Raw genomic sequence first — 15926 nt, 5'->3', positions numbered from 1 at the left:
GGGCACAGGTGACCGGGAGCACACGCGAGGAAGACGGAGGCAACATGCCGCAGGAGGTCCGGGGAGTCGTATCCCGGGAGAAGGGCAAGCCGGTCACGGTCGAGACGATCGTGGTCCCCGATCCCGGGCCCGGCGAGGCCGTGGTCAAGGTCCAGGCGTGCGGGGTCTGCCACACCGACCTGCACTACCGCGAGGGCAACATCGAGGACGCCTATCCGTTCCTGCTCGGGCACGAGGCGGCGGGCGTCGTCGAGGCGCTCGGCGAGGGCGACGTGCAGGGGCTCGAGGTCGGCGACTACGTCATCCTCAACTGGCGCGCGGTCTGCGGTGTCTGTCGTGCGTGTCGCAAGGGCAAGCACCACCTGTGCTTCGACACCCACAACGCCGCCCAGTCGATGACGCTGAAGGAGACCGGCGAGGAGCTCAAGCCGGCGCTGGGTATCGGGGCGTTCGCGGAGAAGACGCTGGTGCACTCCGGGCAGTGCACGAAGGTCAACCCGGACATCGATCCGGCTCAGGCCGGGCTCATCGGCTGCGGGATCATGGCCGGCGCGGGCGCGGCGATCAACACCGGTGAGGTGAAGCGCGGCGAGACCGTGGCGGTCATCGGCTGCGGCGGCGTGGGCGACGCGGCGATCGCGGGTGCGGCGCTGGCCGGCGCCACGACGATCATCGCGGTCGACACCGAGGACCGGAAGCTCGAGTGGGCCAAGGGCTTCGGCGCCACCCACGGCGTCAACGCCAAGAACGAGGACCCGGTCGAGCGTATCCGCGAGCTCACCGACGGGTTCGGCGCCGACGTCGTCGTCGACGCCGTGGGCATCCCGGCCACGTGGAAGCAGGCCTTCGAGGCCCGCGACCTCGCCGGCCGGCTGGTGCTCGTCGGCGTCCCGGCGCCGGACATGAAGCTCGAGGCCGACTTCCAGCCGTTCTTCTCCCACGGCGGGTCTCTGCGGGCGTCCTGGTACGGCGACTGCCTGCCGAGCCGCGACTTCCCGATGCTCGTCGACCTCGCGCTGCAGGGCCGGTTCCCGCTCGACAAGTTCGTCACCGAGCGCATCTCGCTCGACGACGTCGAGCAGTCCTTCGAGAAGATGCACCACGGCGACGTGCTGCGTTCGGTGGTGATCCTGTGACGGCCGAGAAGGTCGGCGAGGGCGTCGAGCACCTGACGACGTCCGGCCAGTTCCAGATCGACGGCAACTCGTTCGACGTCGACAACAACGTCTGGATCATCGGGGACTCGTCCGAGGTCGTCCTGCTGGACGCCCCGCACGACGCCGAGGCGATCAAGAAGGCGGTCGGCGACCGCAATGTCGTGGCCATCCTGTGCACCCACTCGCACAACGACCACGTCAACGCGGCGCCGGCGATCTCGTCGGCGTTCGACGCGCCGATCCTGCTCAACCCGGACGACCGGGTGATCTGGAACCTCACCTACCCGGACCGGGAGCCGGACGGCGAGATCACCGACGGTGAGACCTTCACGATCGCCGGCATCGACCTGCGGGCGATCCACACCCCGGGGCACTCCCCCGGGTCGACGGTGTTCTACGCGCCGGACATCGGCACGCTGTTCTCCGGCGACACCCTGTTCAACGGGGGGCCGGGCGCCACCGGGCCGTCGTACTCGGACTTCAACGTGCTGATCGAGCAGCTGGCGGACAAGGTGTTCTCGCTGCCCGGCGACACCATCGTGCGCACGGGGCACGGCGACACCACGAAGGTCGGCGACGAGGCCGCGCGCCTCGACGAGTACCGCGAGCGGGGCTACTGAGCCCGGAGGAGACGCAGTACGCCGACAGCGAGTACCCGGCCGACCCCTACCCCGGGGTCGCGCCGGGTTTCTCGTTCGTGCACCTCGACGCCCGCAGCCACCGGCTCGACCCGTCGGCGTCGGCCGGGGCCGGCTGGACCGTGGCGGGCGTCGACCTCGACCGCCGGCTCGCCGGGCACGGCGCGGCCCCGATGAGCGAACGCGTGCCCGTGCTCGCGTTCGGGTCCAACCGGTGCCCGTCGAAGCTGACCTGGCTGCGGGAGCACCTCGGGCTCGCGGGACCGGTCGTCGTGCTGCGGGCGCGGGTCGAGGACCTCGCCGCGGTGTGGGCCGCCGGCCTGCGCGCCCGCGACGGTGCCCGCCCGGCGACGCTCGCTCCTGCGCCGGGCGCGGTGGAGACCCACGCGGTGTGGATGGCCACCCCGGACCAGGTGGCCGTCCTCGACCGCTGCGAAGGCCGCGGCGAGCGCTACGACCTCGTGCGCCTGGGGACCGGGCGCGTGGTCACCGAGGACGGCGCGCGTCTCGACGGCGTGTGGGCGTACTGGGGGGGCGCCCCGCTGCGGGCGCCGCTGCTCGTCGACGGCGCCCCGGTCCGCTGCGACGACGTCGACCAGGTGGCGGCGCGGGACCTCGTCGGCTCACCCGCGCCGCTCGATCCGGGGTCGGTGACGGTCCAGGACGGGGCGCCGGACCCTGCGGCGTGGCCGGATCGGGTGTTCGTCTACGGGACGCTCATGCCGGGCCGACGGGCCTGGCCCCTGATCGCGCCGCACGTGGTCGGGGACCCGGAGCCGGCCTGGCTGCCGGGCCGCGTCCACGACACCGGGCGCGGCTACCCCGCGCTGCGGCAGGGCGGGCCGGGGCGAGCCCGCGGGACGGTGCTCCGGCTGGCCGACCCGGTCGCGTCGCTTCCCGTGCTCGACGAGTACGAGGGGCCGGACTACCGGCGGGTGCGCGCGCTCGCGCACGGGACGGACGGGTCGGCGCCCGCCTGGCTCTGGACCTGGCGGGGAGAGCTGCCCGGCGCGCCCGTCTCCGGGCTGTGGTCGCCGCCCGAGTAGACGCCGCCCGAGTAGACGCCGCCCGAGTAGACGCCGCCCTAGAGACGAGTGCGCACGGCCACGAAGCCGCGACGAGGGGCCGACGTGACCGGGGCGGCAGGAACCGGGGCGGCAGCCCTCGGCGCGACGGGGATCGGGGCGGGGACGGGAGCCATCGGCTCGGCCGGCGGCTCGGCGGCCTCCGCCCGGCGCCGGACCTGGGCTCCGCGGACGAGGAACACGATCCCGGCGAGGAACGACACCCCGGCCAGGACCAGGGCCCCGGCGGCCACCGGCGCGGGGATCCCGGGCAGGCGCGGCACGCCGGGCACGGCCAGAGGCACCGCGCCCATCAAAAACAGGAGGGTCACACCCGCCACCGTCAGCAGCCGCATCATCGGCTCCCCTCCGCCCCCGCGAGATCCCGCACTCTGCTCGGGACGTCGCCCCTGCCACCAGATCTCGTTACGACGAACGGGGTCACGATGTGGTCCCGGTCCCGAGTGGCCCGGGCAGGTGATCTCCGACATCCTGACCCGCCGGCCCGGGAGGTGGGGAGAGCGATGCTCGAGATCGACGGGGTCTCCAAGCGGTTCGGGTCCACGGTGGCCCTGGACGGGATGAGCCTCACCGTGCGCCCCGGCGAGCTCTACGGCTTCGTCGGCGCCAACGGGGCCGGCAAGACGACGACGATGCGGATCGCGCTCGGCGTGCTCGCTGCCGACGCCGGCGAGGTCCGGCTCGACGGACGTCCGCTCGACGCCGCGTCGCGCCGGCGGATCGGCTACATGCCCGAGGAGCGGGGCCTCTACCCGCGGATGGCCGTGGGGACGCAGCTGCGCTACCTCGCCGAGCTCCGCGGACGGTCGGCCGCCGACGCCCGCGCCGCGGCCGACCGGTGGACCGAGCGCCTCGGCATCGCCGACCGCCGCGGTGACGAGGTCCAGCGCCTGAGCCTGGGCAACCAGCAGCGCGTCCAGCTCGCCGCCGCGCTCGTCGCCGACCCGGACGTGCTCGTGCTCGACGAGCCGTTCTCGGGCCTCGATCCCCTGGCCGTCGACGTCATGAGCGAGGTCCTGCGCGAGCGCCGCGACGCCGGCGCGCCGGTGGTGTTCTCCTCCCACCAGCTCGAGCTCGTCGAGCGGCTCTGCGACCGCGTCGGCATCGTCCGGGCCGGGCGCGCCGTCGCCGAGGGCACCGTGGAGGAGCTGCGCGACGCCTCGGCCCCCGAGCTCCTCGTCGTCGCGCCGCACGCCCCGCCCGGCTGGGCCGACGCCCTGCCCGGCGTGGCCGGAACGCGCGCCGCGCACGAGGGCACGGTGGTGACGCTCGCCGACCCCTCCGACGCCACGCTGACGGCCGTCCTCGACGCGGCCCGCCGGACCGGGCCCGTGCTCGAGTTCCGGCGCCTCCGGCCCCCGCTGGCCGAGATCTACCGGGACACGGTGGCCTCCACGGGCACGCCCGCCCCGCCCGAGGCGCCCGGAGCCGCCGCGTGAACGGAGCCCTGCGCCCCGTCGCGCTCATCGCCCGGCGCGAGTTCGCGTCGCGGGTCAAGGGCCGGGCGTTCATCGTCGGCACCCTCGTCGTGCTGCTCCTGCTGGGCGTCTACGCGGCGGTGGTGGCCACCCTCGCCTCGGGGGAGGACACCGCGCGCGTCGGCGTCGCCGGTCCCGCCGTGGCGCTGACCGGGCCGCTGGAGCGCGCGGCGCCCACCGAGGGCCTCACGCTCACCGTCGTGCCGCAGCCCGATGTCGCCGCGGGCGAGGCGGCCGTGCGCGCGGGCGACCTCGACGCGCTCGTCGCCGGCGACCCGATCCGCCCGCGGGTCTCCGTCGAGTCCGAGCCCGACGCCGCGCTCGAGCGCGTGATCGTCGACGCGACGAGCGCCGTGGCCCGCGACGCCTACCTCACGGGCCGGGGCGTCGACCCGGCCGGCCTGGACGCGGCGGTCGCCGAGTCCGGTCCCGTCGTGGTCTCCGCGGAGCCGCCGGACCCGCAGGCCGGGCAACGGCTGGGTCTCGGGCTCGCCGGGGCGTTCCTGCTGTTCTTCTCCATCCAGACCTACGGCGCGATGGTCGCGCAGGGGGTGGTCGAGGAGAAGGCGAGCCGGGTCGTCGAGATCGTGCTGTCGTCGGTACGGCCCTGGCAGCTGCTGCTCGGGAAGGTGCTCGGTCTCGGGGCCGTCGGCCTCCTCCAGCTCGTGGTGCTGGGCGGCGCGGGGCTCGCCGTCGCCGGCGCCGCCGGGGTGCTCTCGGGCGGGGCCGGGCTCGTGTCGACCGTGGTGTCCGTGGTCGTGTGGTACCTGCTCGGCTTCGCGCTCTACGCGACCGTGTTCGCGGCCGCCGGCTCGCTGGTCTCCCGCCAGGAGGACACGCAGAGCGTCCTGTCACCGATCACGATCACGGTGCTGCTCGGCTTCGTCGTCGGCTTCAACCTGCTCACCTCGGACCCGCGGGGCACGGCGATCACCGTCATCTCTCTGCTCCCGCCGTTCAGCCCTCTGTTCATGCCCGCGCGGATCGCGCTCGGCGTCGCGCCGGTCGGTCAGGTCGTGCTGGCGTTCGCCCTGACGATCACGTTCACGGCCGTCGTGCTGGCCCTCGGCGGGCGGATCTACGCGAACTCGGTGCTGCGCACCGGCGCCAGGGTGAGCCTCCGCGAGGCCTGGGGTCGCGCCCGTTCGTAGATCGGCCGGGAGTGTGACCGACGTCGACCCCGGGGCGCCCGGAGATCGTCCAGCACTCGCCGATCGGTCCGTGCCCTGCAAGGATCATCCGATGCTCCGACGTCCCGCCCGGCTCATGGGCGCCACGATCGCCGTCCTCGCGTTCGTCCTCGCCGGCTGTGGCGGGCTCTCCGGCTCGGGCCAGCCTGCCGCCGAGGGCGGCAGCCTCGCCGCCAGCGGGATCAACCTCGCCGGCCAGACCTACACGGTCGGCGGTCAGGAGTTCGACGAGCAGCTGCTGCTCTGCAAGATCAGCGTCTCGGCGCTGCAGTCGGTGGGCGCCACCGTCAACGACCGCTGCAACATCACCGGCTCCGCCGCGGCCCGCCAGGCCCTGCTCTCCGGCGAGATCGACATGGGTTGGTCCTACACCGGCACCGGGTGGATCGCGAACCTCGGCAACACCACGGCGATCCCCGACTCGCAGCAGCAGTACGTGGCGGTCCGCGACCAGGACCTGCAGCGCAACCAGATCGTCTGGACCAACCCGACGCCGTTCAACAACACCTACGCGATCGCGACGACCCGCGCCTTCTCCGACCAGAACAACATCCGCACCACCTCGGACTGGGCGAACTTCATCAACAGCGGCAACCCGCAGGCCACCACCTGCGTCGAGGCCGAGTTCGCCAGCCGCAACGACGGCCTGCCGAACCTGCTGACGACCTACGGCGTCACGCGTCCCTACGACGCCCCGCCGGCCCTGACGGTGCTCGACACCGGCGCGATCTACCAGGCCACCGCCAACGCCAACCCGTGCTTCTTCGGCGAGGTGTTCACCACCGACGGCCGCATCCCCGCGCTGAACCTCGTGTCGCTGGCCGACGACAAGAACTTCTTCCCGAAGTACAACGCGTCGAACACCATCCGCAAGCAGGTCGTCGACCGGAACCCCCAGGTCGTCCAGGTGTTCGACCAGATCTCGCCGCGCCTGACCGAAGACGTCATGCTCAACCTCAACGGCCAGATCTCGTCGCAGGGCCGCGACGCCCAGCAGGTCGCGACCGAGTTCCTCCAGCAGCAGGGCTTCATCGGCGCCTGATCGCCACCCGGTTCCTGATCCGACCGAAGGGCACCATCGCTCGGCTATCCCGAGCGTTGGTGCCCTTCGTGCGTCAGGGAGCGTCGAGTGTAAGTCCATCGTGATCAACGACCCGTCTCGATCACGATGGGCGCACCCTCAGCTGCGAGCTGATGGCCCGCCAGTCGCTCAGCTGGCGTTGCCGGCTGCGGCGTCCGCGATGCACTCCTCGCGGGTCATGCCCGTCTGCTCGGTGCACGAGTCGAGGGCGGCCTCGCCGGGATCTCCGTCCGTCGCGTCGGTGTCCGCGTCGTGGGCACCGCCGACCAGGAGGCCGTCTGCGGCGTCATGGCAGCCGATCGACATCAGATACGGCCTCAGCTCAGCGTTCGACAGGTCGGACCGCATTGCGATGCGGTCGCACTCGTCCGCGGACACCTCGTCGTCGTCCATGGTCGTGGTGAGCTGTTCGGTGGTCGCCGACGGCGTCGTGGAAGGGGACGGCAGGACGATGCTCGACGACGGGATGACCACAGGAACCGGCGGCAGCGGTACCTCGGCGACGACTGGTGACGGACCAGACGCGGCGCACGCCGTGAGGCCGAGGGCGGCGAACGCCGTGCCGAGGGCCAGTCCGAGACCTGCGCCGTGGTTCACACACGGATCTTCGGCTGGCCGCCCCGGTCGTTAGCCGGACCGCGCCCTATCCGCCGTCCATCACCCGAACGGGATCGGGATCTGTGCGTGATCATCCGTGTCAGGGCACGGGCAAGGGCGCACGAGACCGGAGGTCACAGGGCGTTGAAGCGGGCCAGGGCCTCCTGGCGCTCGGCCTTGTGGTCGACGATCGGCGCCGGGTAGTCGGACGGGGGCTCGGCGAGTGTCCAGGGCTGTTGGACCTTCTTGCCCTCCACGTCAGCGAGCTCGGGCACCCAGCGCCGGACGTACTCGCCCTGCGGATCGAAGCGCTCCCCCTGGGTCACGGGGTTGAACACGCGGAAATAGGGCGCGGCGTCGGTGCCCGTGCCCGCGGCCCACTGCCAGCCGTGCTGGTTGGACGCGAGGTCGCCGTCGACGAGCAGGTCGAGGAAGTGCCGCGCGCCCCACCACCACGGCAGGTGCAGGTCCTTGACGAGGAACGACGCGACCGCCATGCGCATGCGGTTGTGCATCCACGCCTCGCCGCGCAGCTGGCGCATCGCCGCGTCGATGGCGGGGAAGCCGGTGCGTCCCTCCTGCCAGGCACGGAACTTCTCGTCGGCGGACGTCCCGCTGTCCAGGGCGATCCGGTCGAACTTCGTGTCGAAGTTCTCGCGCGCCGACCGGGGCCAGAACCAGAGCACGGCGGCGTAGAAGTCGCGGAAGCAGAGCTCGTTGCGGTACGACGCCGGGCCCTTGCCGGAGCCGCCCAGGTCCGCGAGGAGCGTGCGCGGGTGGACGACGCCGTACTTCAGGTACACCGACATCCGGGACGTCGCCGGCCGGTCGGGACGGTTGCGCAGGTCGTCGTAGTCGCTGAGGTGCTCGTCGACGAACGCCTCCCACTGCTCGCGGGCGGCGCGCTCACCGGCCGTGGGCAGCTCGGCGTCCGGGGCCTCGTCGTCGGGAACCTTCACGGCCCGCGGGCCGCCGTCCTTCTCGCCCGGGTCCATCCAGTCGACGGTCGACGCGTCGGTCTCGGCGGGCGCCCGCCAGCCGTGCTGCGCCCAGGCCCGGCTGAACGGGGTGAAGACCTTGTAGGGCTCGCCGTCGGACTTCGTGACGCGCCCCGGGGCCACCGCGTAGGGCGAGCCGGTGCGCACCAGATCGACGTCCCGCTCACCCAGGGCCTTCTCGACGGCCTCGTCGCGCTCGCGGCCGTAGGGCCCGAAGTCGGCGGCGATGTGCACGCTGCCGGCCTTCACCGCGCCGGCGAGCTTCGGGATCACCTCGGCGGGATCGCCCCGGACGACGAGGAGCCGCCCGCCCAGCGACTCGTCGAGGTCGCGCAGGCTGCGGTAGAGGAAGGTCCGCCGGGCCTTCCCGGACGGCCCGAGCAGCGTCTCGTCCAGCACGAACACCGCGAGCGAGCGCTGCGCCCGTGCCGCCGCGGCATCGAAGATCGGCTGGTCGTGCACCCGGAGGTCACGGCGGAACCACACGATCGCCGTGTCGTCGAGATCGCTCATGGCACTCGGCTACCCGGGCTCGCGAGCACTACGCCCTGTGCGCGCGAGCGGAAGAACGAACGGCGCTTTCGCTGCTTCGAATGCAGCGAGAGCGCCGTTCGTTCGTTCTCGGGACGAGCCCGCTACCGCTGGTCGAGGTTCACGTACGAGCGCTCGGTGGGTCCGGTGTAGACCTGCCGGGGACGGCCGATGCGGGTGTCCGGGTCGTCGATCATCTCGCGCCAGTGGGCGATCCAGCCCGGCAGGCGGCCGATGGCGAAGAGCACCGTGAACATCTCGGTCGGGAAGCCCATCGCCTGGTAGATCAGGCCGGTGTAGAAGTCGACGTTCGGGTAGAGCTTGCGCTCGACGAAGTAGTCGTCGTGGAGCGCGTAGTCCTCGAGCCTCATGGCGATGTCGAGCATCTCGTCCCCGCCGCCGAGCTTCTCGATGATCCCGCGGGCGGTGTCGCGCACGATCGCCGCGCGGGGGTCGTAGTTCTTGTAGACGCGGTGGCCGAAGCCCATCAGCCGGGCGCCCGGCTCCTTGTTCTTGACCTTGCGGACGAACTCGTCGGCGTTGCCCTCGTTGTCGCGGATGCCCTCGAGCATCGTGAGCACCGCGGCGTTGGCGCCGCCGTGCAGCGGGCCGAAGAGCGCGTTGATGCCCCCGGAGATCGACGCGAAGAGGTTGGCCTGCGACGAACCGATCATCCGCACCGTCGACGTCGAGCAGTTCTGCTCGTGGTCGGCGTGGAGGATGAACAGCATGTCCAGCGCCTTGGCCACCTCCGGGTCGACCTGGTACGGCTCGGCGGGCAGGCCGAAGGTCAGGCGCAGGAAGTTCTCGACCAGACCCAGCGAGTTGTCCGGGTAGAGGAACGGCTGGCCGATCGAGTTCTTGTAGGCGTACGCCGCGATCGTCGGGACCTTGGCCAGCAGGCGGACGCTGGAGAGGTCGACGTTCGGCTCGTCGAACGGGTCGAGCGCGCGCTGGTAGAAGGTCGACAGGGCGGAGACCGCGGACGACAGCACCGGCATCGGGTGCGCATCGACGGGGAAGCCGTCGAAGAACTTCTTCAGGTCCTCGTGCAGCATCGTGTGCCGCTGGATCTGGTCGGTGAACGTCTCCAGCTGCTGCTTGTTCGGCAGCTCGCCGTAGATCAGCAGATAGCTGGTCTCGACGAAGGTGGAGTTCTTCGCCAGGTCCTCGATCGGGTAGCCGCGGTAGCGCAGGATGCCCGCGTCGCCGTCGATGTAGGTGATGTCCGAGCGACAGGCGCCGGTGTTCACGTAACCCGGATCGAGGGTGATCAGCCCTGTGTCGCCGAGCATCTTGCCGAGCGACACACCCGAGGCGCCCTCGGTCGCCTCGACGATCTCCATCGTGTGCTCGCCGCCCGGGTACGACAGCGTGGCGGTGCGCTTCTCGGAGTCCTCGCTGGCCATTCGCAGTCAGTCCCTCTCACGCTGGTGTGAGCGGGAGGGGCGGCCCGGCCGCCGGGGGTTGTCCCCGCGGCGCGCTCCCGCAGCATCGGGGTCGTTCGAGCGCGAACCGTAGCGCCCGCGCGGTCCGTGACGCATCACGAGGCGGCCCGTTGCCGAGCGTGGTGCATGTCACTGTGTGTCGGCCGTGTTACGGGCGGTCGTCCGAGGTCCCCGATCGAGCTCGGCGCGCCACGGCGGCTCGGCGCCCGCGCGGGACACGGTCCAGGCGGCCGCCCGGGCCGCGAACCCGAGCGCGTCGGCCCAGGCGTCCGCGTCGAGCGTGGTGACGGCGGCGCGGTCGAGCGCGTCGTGGTCGGCGAGCCACGCCAGGAGCGCGGCGTGCACGCTGTCGCCGGCGCCGATCGTGTCCACCAGCGGACCGACCTCGTCCGAGGGCACCGAGACGACCCCGCCGCCGCGCGTGTGGGCCGTCAGACCCGAGGCGCCGCGGGTGAGCACCACCGCGCCCGCTCCGGCGTCGAGCACGTCCTGGGGGGAGCGACCCCACCGGTCGGCGTCCTCGTCGGACATCTTGACCAGGCCCGCCACCGCGGCGATCCCGTCGAGGCGGGCGACGACGGCGTCGGGGTCGTCGACGAGCCCGGGCCGCAGGTTCGGGTCGAGGCTCACCAGCCGACCCCGCGCGGCCTCCCGGACCGCCAGCGCCGCGTAGCGCGACGCCCCGGGCTCGAGGACCAGCGAGAGGGTCCCGACCGCCACGGCGGCGGTGTCCTCCGGGAGCTCGCCGGGGTCGGCGACGAGACGGTCCGCGGTGCCCTCGACGTGGAACGTGTAGCGGGCGGCACCGTCGGCGTCGAGCGTCACCACCGCGAGCGTCGTCGGCTCCGGCCCGCGCTGGACATGCGCGGTGTCGACGCCCTGGGCCTGCAGGCGGGCCACCAGCGCGTCGCCGAACGGGTCCGTCGACAGGCGCGTGAGCATCGTCGTCGGCACGCCGAGGCGCCCCAGCCCGACGGCGGTGTTGAACGGCCCGCCACCCAGGCGCGGGGCGAGGGGGCGCAGGGCGGGGTCCCCGGCGTGGTCCCCGCCGGTCGGCACCAGGTCGACCAGGGCCTCGCCGCCGACCACGATCCGTCCGGTCACGACGCGTCCCGAGCCGTCACACCCCACCGGAACGACCACGTCTCCCCCGGCGCCACGATCCGCAGGTCGGTGCCCGAGTGCGCGGCGTCGGGCGGGCAGGTCATGGGTTCCACGGCGACGGCGCGGCCCCGTCCGGCGAGGTCGTCGGGGGTGAAGACCTGGACCCACCGCACGTCGGGATCCGCCCACAGGGCGGTGGCCCGCCCGTCCGGCGCGGTGAGGACGCCGAGGATCCCGCCCGGCCCGGCGGCGGCGCCGAAGCACGTGTCGAGCGTGAGGTCGGCGACGCGCCGCCCGCCGCGGAGGTCCTCCTCGGGGGTCACCGGCCGGACGCCGGTGGGGATCAGGGCGTCGTCGACGTCCACGATCCGGTCGGCGGCCAGGGTGAGCGTGCAGTCCGACGGCGCGGCGTCGCCGGCGCGCAGGTAGGGGTGGGCGCCCAGGCCGGCGGGGACGTCGACGTCACCGGTGTTGGTCAGGGCGTGGGTGACCGCCAGGCCCGCCGCGTCCACGGCGTAGGTCGTCTCGACGTGCAGCGGACCGGGCCAGCCCCACGAGGGGTCGACGTCGGCGGCGAAGGTCACGGCGTCGGCGGCGCGGTCGCGGATCGTCCACGGACGGCGCCGCAGGAAGCCGTGGATGGCGTGGCCGCGGGCCGGCTCGGTCACCTCGAGGGCGTACTCCCGCCCCCGCCAGGAGTACCCGGCACCGGCGATCCGGTTGGGCCAGGGCACCAGGACCATGCCCGCGCCCATCGGCGGGGTCGCGTCGGCGTCGAAGTCCTCCACACGGGCCCCGCCGTCGACCTCCAGCGCCCGCAGCCCGCCCCCGACCTCGGTGACGACGGCGTGCGTCGCGCCGGCGACGAGGTCGATCTGCTCGCCCGTCGGGTGCACGGCGCAACACGCTAGCGGTTGTGACGATCGGTTTGCGTCCAGTGTTCTCGGGTTTCGCGCACCGGTCGGAACGGACACTGTGCCGGACATGACGGAGGAGACCCGACGTGGCGGCGGAGCCGAGGACGGACGACCGCCGAAGGTGGTCATCGTCGGCGGCGGGTTCGCGGGCTTCCAGGCGGCGCGATCCCTGGCGAAGCGCATGGGCGACGAGGTGGACATCGTCCTCGTCAGCCCCACCAACTACTTCCTGTACCTCCCCCTGCTCCCCGAGGTGGCCGCCGGCATCCTCGAGCCGCGCCGGATCTCGGTGGCGCTCGCCGCCGCGCTGCCGCGCTGCGTGCGCCACGCCCCCGGCGAGGTCGACGAGCTCGACCTCGACGGACACACGATCGGGTGGCTCGACCCCGAGGGCGTGCACCACGAGGCGCACTGGGATCGCCTCGTCATCGCGGCCGGCAGCGTGCACAAGGTGCTGCCGGTGCCCGGGGTCACCGAGTACGCGCAGGGCTTCCGCGGCGTCCCCGAGGCGCTCTACCTGCGCGACCACCTCATCCGGCAGGTCGAGCTCGCGGCGATGTGCGAGGACCCCGAGGAGCGCGCCGCCCGGCTGACCGTCGTCGTGGTCGGTGGGGGCTACACGGGCACGGAGGTCACCGCCCAGGGCTACCTGTTCACCAAGGAGCTCGCCGCCAGCCGCGGCCTGGAGGAGGTCCCGCGCTGGGTGCTCGTCAGCCGCGGCGAGATCCTCGCCGGGCTGGCCGGGCACCTCTCCCGCAACGCCGACCGGGTGCTGCGCGAGCGCGGCGTCGACGTCCGAACCCACGAGGAGGTCGACGAGGCAACCGGCGACGGGGTGCGGCTGTCGTCCTCCGGCGAGCACATCCCCACCCGCACCCTGCTCTGGTGCGTCGGCGTGCGGCCCGACCCGTTGATCGACGACCTCGGGGTGCAGGTCGAGCAGGGCCGGATGGTCGTCGACACCCGGCTGCGGGTCCCCGACCACCCCCACGTCTTCGCCTGCGGGGACGCCGCCGCGGTGCCCGACCGGGCCCGTCCCGGCGAGTACACCGCGATGACCGCGCAGCACGCCGAGCGCCAGGGCCGCCTCGCCGGGCGCAACGTCGCCGCCTCGCTCGGCACGGGACGGTCGCGGACCTACAAGCACCGCGACCTCGGCTTCGTCGTCGACCTGGGTGGGTTCGACGCGGCGGCCAACCCGCTGGGCGTCCGGCTCACCGGCTTCCCCGCCCACGTCGTCGCCCGCGGGTACCACCTCATCTCGATGCCGGGCAACCGCGTGCGCACGGCCGTCGACTGGTTCCTCGACGTCGCGCTCCCGCGCCAGACCGCCCAGCTCGGGCTCGTGCGCTCCCCCGCCGTGCCGCTGGACTCGGCGTCGCCCGAAGTGCCGCAGCACGGGCTCGGCTTCCCGCACGGTCCGGCCTCGACCCGGGAGTCGGGCCCGGAGGCGGGGGAGGTTCAGTCCTCCGGGACCTTCCCCGGCCGCTCGGGCGGGTCGGCCGAGGCCGCGTCGCCGGAGGGCTCGGTGGAGGGCTCGTCGCCGGCCAGAGGGGCCCGGTAGCGCCAGAAGACCGGGAAGATCGCGACCACGACCACGGTCAGCACGATCACGCCGACGCCGCCGACGAAGGTCGCGACGCCGGTGCCCCACGCCTCGGCGGCCGGGCCGTGCCACAGGTCGCCGAGGCGGGGCCCGCCCGCGACGACGACGGTGAACACGCCCTGCATGCGCCCGCGCATCTCGTCGGTGGCGACCACCTGCAGCATCGTCTGCCGGAACACGGCGCTGACCAGGTCGGCCGCACCCGCGAGCGCGAGCAGGGCGACGGCGAGCCAGAGCATCGACGTCAGCCCGGACAGTGCGACGCCGGCACCCCAGACGCACACGGCGAGCGTCACCGCCACGCCCTGGCGCCGGATGCCGTGCAGTCGCCCCGAGAACAGCCCGCCGAGCGTGGCGCCGATCGCGATCGAGGCGAACAGCGCCCCGAGCGCCGGGCCGCCGCCCGGCGGGTCGCCGAAGGTCTGCTCGGCCGCCTCCGGGAACACCGCGCGGGGCATGCCCACGGCCATCGCCACGGTGTCGACGAGGAACGAGACGAGCAGGACCTGGCTCATCGCGATGTAGCGGAAGCCCGCCAGGACGCCGCCGATCCCGGCGCTGCGGCGCACCGCCAGGAACACCCCGCGCACGCCCCCCGGTCCGTCGCCGACGGGGAGGCGGGGCAGGTTGTACGCGGCCCAGATCGAGGCGGTCAGGCAGACCGTGTCGACGAGGTAGAGCGTGCCCACCGACGTGAACGTCAGCGCGACCCCGGCGAGGAGCGGCCCGGCGATGGCCCCGAGCTGGGTCACGGTGAACAGCAGCGTGTTGGCCGCGGGCAGCTGGTCGCGCGGGAGGAGCCGCGGCAGCACCGCTGCCCGGGTGGGCTGGTTGATCGCCAGGAACGCGGTCTGCACCGCGTAGAGGGACAGCACCTCCCACGGCCCGCCGATGCCGGTGACCGTGGCCAGGCCGAGCAGCAGCGACGTCACCGCGAGCCCGGACCCGGTGAACACCAGCAGCCCGCGGCGGTCGACCGCGTCCGCGATCGCGCCGCCCCAGAGCCCGAAGACGATGAGGGGCACCAGCCCGAACAGCCCCGTCAGGCCGACCCACGCCGACGACCCGGTCAGCTGGTAGAGCTGCGTCGGGACGGCGACGACGGACAGCTGCGCGCCGACGACCGTGACGATCGCGGCGATCCAGAGACGCTTGAAGGCCGGCGTGCGCAGCGGGGTGGTGTCGGCCAGGAAGCCGCGTGCCGTACGTGCCACGGCGGCGATCCTGCGCCCCTACGGCGCGAGGCGCTCCACGACCCACCCCGGATCGGTGCGCCGGAAGCGCAACCGGTCGTGCAGGCGATCCGTGCGGCCCTGCCAGAACTCGACGTGCGTGGGCACGATCCGCCAACCGCCCCAGTGCGGCGGCGGCGGGATCTCCTCCTCGTCGGCGAAGCGGTCGGCGACACCGGCGAGCAGGTCCTCGAGGGCGGCGCGGTCGCGCACGACCGCCGACTGAGGCGACGCCCACGCCCCGAGCTGCGAGCCGCGCGGGCGGGTGCGCCAGTAGGCGAGGGTGTCCTCGCGGGACAGCAGCTCGACGGTGCCGATCACCGTCGCCTGCCGCTGGAGCGCGATCCAGGGGAACGTCGCCGACGCCTGGCGGGTCTGGCGCAGCTGGTGGCTCTTCTCCGAGGTGTAGTTGGTGAAGAACGTGACGCCGCCGCCGTCGACGTCCTTGGCCAGCACCGTGCGCGTGGTGAGGCGGCCCTCGTCGTCGCCGGTGGCCAGGACCATCGCGTTGGCGTCGGGCAGGCCGGCCTCCCGGGCGGCGCCGATCCACGCGATCAGCTGCTCGTGCCACGTGGCGGCGAGGTCCGCGGCGTCGAGCGTCGCCGCCCGGTAGTCCTCGCGCATGCCCGGTAGCCCCGCGGTCTCCCCCGCCATCCGTCTCCCTCGTCCCCTGCCGTCCGCAATTCCCGCCGCACGGTAGGCGACGGGGCCGTGCCCACCACGTGAGCAGCGACACAAGCCGTCCGGCGACACCGGGAGTTGCCCCTGCCGCGGACCGCGGAGCACGGTGCTGCTGGGCCACCACCGTCGCACCCTCGGCGGATCGGCGGCCCCTCCGGGCAGCGGGGCCCGACCGGGATCCCG

At 73.4% G+C, this 15926-nt stretch carries 15 protein-coding genes; 7 read left to right on the top strand and 8 right to left on the bottom strand.

Annotated elements, in window-relative coordinates:
* The first annotated feature begins 44 nt into the window (after nt 1-44).
* The 3 genes from PH189_RS25975 to PH189_RS25965 all read left to right on the top strand — a co-directional run bounded on the left by PH189_RS25975 (nt 45) and on the right by PH189_RS25965 (nt 2841).
* Complete coding sequence (locus tag PH189_RS25975) at nt 45-1136, top strand: S-(hydroxymethyl)mycothiol dehydrogenase (RefSeq protein ID WP_274191749.1); 1092 nt, start codon at nt 45-47, stop codon at nt 1134-1136.
* Nucleotides 1133-1777 carry an MBL fold metallo-hydrolase gene (locus tag PH189_RS25970; RefSeq protein ID WP_274191748.1) on the top strand — a complete coding sequence of 215 codons (645 nt, stop codon included), beginning with the start codon at nt 1133-1135 and terminating at the stop codon, nt 1775-1777. Before PH189_RS25975 ends, PH189_RS25970 begins: the two co-directional genes overlap by 4 nt.
* 77 nt (nt 1778-1854) lie before the next feature.
* A complete protein-coding gene (locus tag PH189_RS25965) occupies nt 1855-2841 on the top strand; it encodes a gamma-glutamylcyclotransferase (RefSeq protein WP_274191747.1) in 987 nt (328 codons plus the stop codon).
* A gap of 38 nt (nt 2842-2879) precedes the next feature.
* Here PH189_RS25965 and PH189_RS25960 read toward each other — a convergent pair whose 3' ends face one another.
* The gene (locus tag PH189_RS25960) at nt 2880-3218 is read right to left on the bottom strand and encodes a hypothetical protein (RefSeq protein ID WP_274191746.1); all 339 of its coding nucleotides are present in this window, start codon (nt 3216-3218) and stop codon (nt 2880-2882) included.
* A 165-nt stretch (nt 3219-3383) separates the two neighbouring features.
* Here PH189_RS25960 and PH189_RS25955 point away from each other — a divergent pair, with 165 nt between their 5' ends.
* From PH189_RS25955 to PH189_RS25945, 3 genes are all read left to right on the top strand, one after another.
* The gene (locus PH189_RS25955) at nt 3384-4319 is read left to right on the top strand and encodes an ABC transporter ATP-binding protein (RefSeq protein WP_274191745.1); all 936 of its coding nucleotides are present in this window, start codon (nt 3384-3386) and stop codon (nt 4317-4319) included.
* Nucleotides 4316-5509 (top strand): ABC transporter permease, encoded by a 1194-nt coding sequence (locus PH189_RS25950; RefSeq protein WP_274191744.1) that lies wholly within the window; start codon nt 4316-4318, stop codon nt 5507-5509. Before PH189_RS25955 ends, PH189_RS25950 begins: the two co-directional genes overlap by 4 nt.
* A gap of 91 nt (nt 5510-5600) precedes the next feature.
* Nucleotides 5601-6590 carry a glycine betaine ABC transporter substrate-binding protein gene (locus tag PH189_RS25945; RefSeq protein ID WP_274191743.1) on the top strand — a complete coding sequence of 330 codons (990 nt, stop codon included), beginning with the start codon at nt 5601-5603 and terminating at the stop codon, nt 6588-6590.
* A gap of 168 nt (nt 6591-6758) precedes the next feature.
* Here PH189_RS25945 and PH189_RS25940 read toward each other — a convergent pair whose 3' ends face one another.
* From PH189_RS25940 to PH189_RS25920, 5 genes are all read right to left on the bottom strand, one after another.
* On the bottom strand, nt 6759-7022 hold the full coding sequence (locus tag PH189_RS25940; RefSeq protein ID WP_274191742.1) for a hypothetical protein: 264 nt from the start codon (nt 7020-7022) through the stop codon (nt 6759-6761).
* Nucleotides 7023-7360: 338 nt separating this feature from the next.
* Nucleotides 7361-8737 carry a cryptochrome/photolyase family protein gene (locus PH189_RS25935; protein WP_274191741.1) on the bottom strand — a complete coding sequence of 459 codons (1377 nt, stop codon included), beginning with the start codon at nt 8735-8737 and terminating at the stop codon, nt 7361-7363.
* A gap of 122 nt (nt 8738-8859) precedes the next feature.
* Entirely contained in the window at nt 8860-10164 is a 1305-nt protein-coding gene (locus PH189_RS25930; protein WP_274191740.1) for a citrate synthase, read from the bottom strand.
* 168 nt (nt 10165-10332) lie between these two features.
* On the bottom strand, nt 10333-11307 hold the full coding sequence (locus PH189_RS25925) for a carbohydrate kinase family protein (RefSeq protein ID WP_274191739.1): 975 nt from the start codon (nt 11305-11307) through the stop codon (nt 10333-10335).
* A complete protein-coding gene (locus PH189_RS25920; RefSeq protein WP_274191738.1) occupies nt 11304-12203 on the bottom strand; it encodes an aldose 1-epimerase family protein in 900 nt (299 codons plus the stop codon). The genes PH189_RS25925 and PH189_RS25920 overlap by 4 nt, the downstream gene beginning before the upstream one ends.
* An 88-nt stretch (nt 12204-12291) precedes the next feature.
* On the opposite strand from PH189_RS25920, the gene PH189_RS25915 reads away from it, so the two are divergent.
* Nucleotides 12292-13788 (top strand): NAD(P)/FAD-dependent oxidoreductase, encoded by a 1497-nt coding sequence (locus PH189_RS25915; RefSeq protein WP_274191737.1) that lies wholly within the window; start codon nt 12292-12294, stop codon nt 13786-13788.
* Here the strand turns inward: PH189_RS25915 and PH189_RS25910 are convergent.
* Both PH189_RS25910 and pdxH read right to left on the bottom strand, forming a co-directional pair.
* Nucleotides 13686-15044: an MFS transporter gene (locus tag PH189_RS25910; RefSeq protein WP_274191736.1), complete on the bottom strand. Its 1359-nt coding sequence runs from the start codon at nt 15042-15044 to the stop codon at nt 13686-13688. The two genes, PH189_RS25915 and PH189_RS25910, sit on opposite strands and share 103 nt — an antisense overlap.
* 18 nt (nt 15045-15062) lie before the next feature.
* On the bottom strand, nt 15063-15716 hold the full coding sequence (gene pdxH, locus PH189_RS25905; protein ID WP_274191735.1) for a pyridoxamine 5'-phosphate oxidase: 654 nt from the start codon (nt 15714-15716) through the stop codon (nt 15063-15065).
* Nucleotides 15717-15926 lie beyond the last annotated feature (210 nt).

Origin of the sequence: Actinomycetospora chibensis (assembly GCF_028737215.1) — a bacterium.
Lineage (GTDB): Bacteria > Actinomycetota > Actinomycetes > Mycobacteriales > Pseudonocardiaceae > Actinomycetospora > Actinomycetospora chibensis.
Note: the sequence above shows the minus strand (reverse complement) of the source record. Positions and strands in the feature narration are given on the sequence as shown.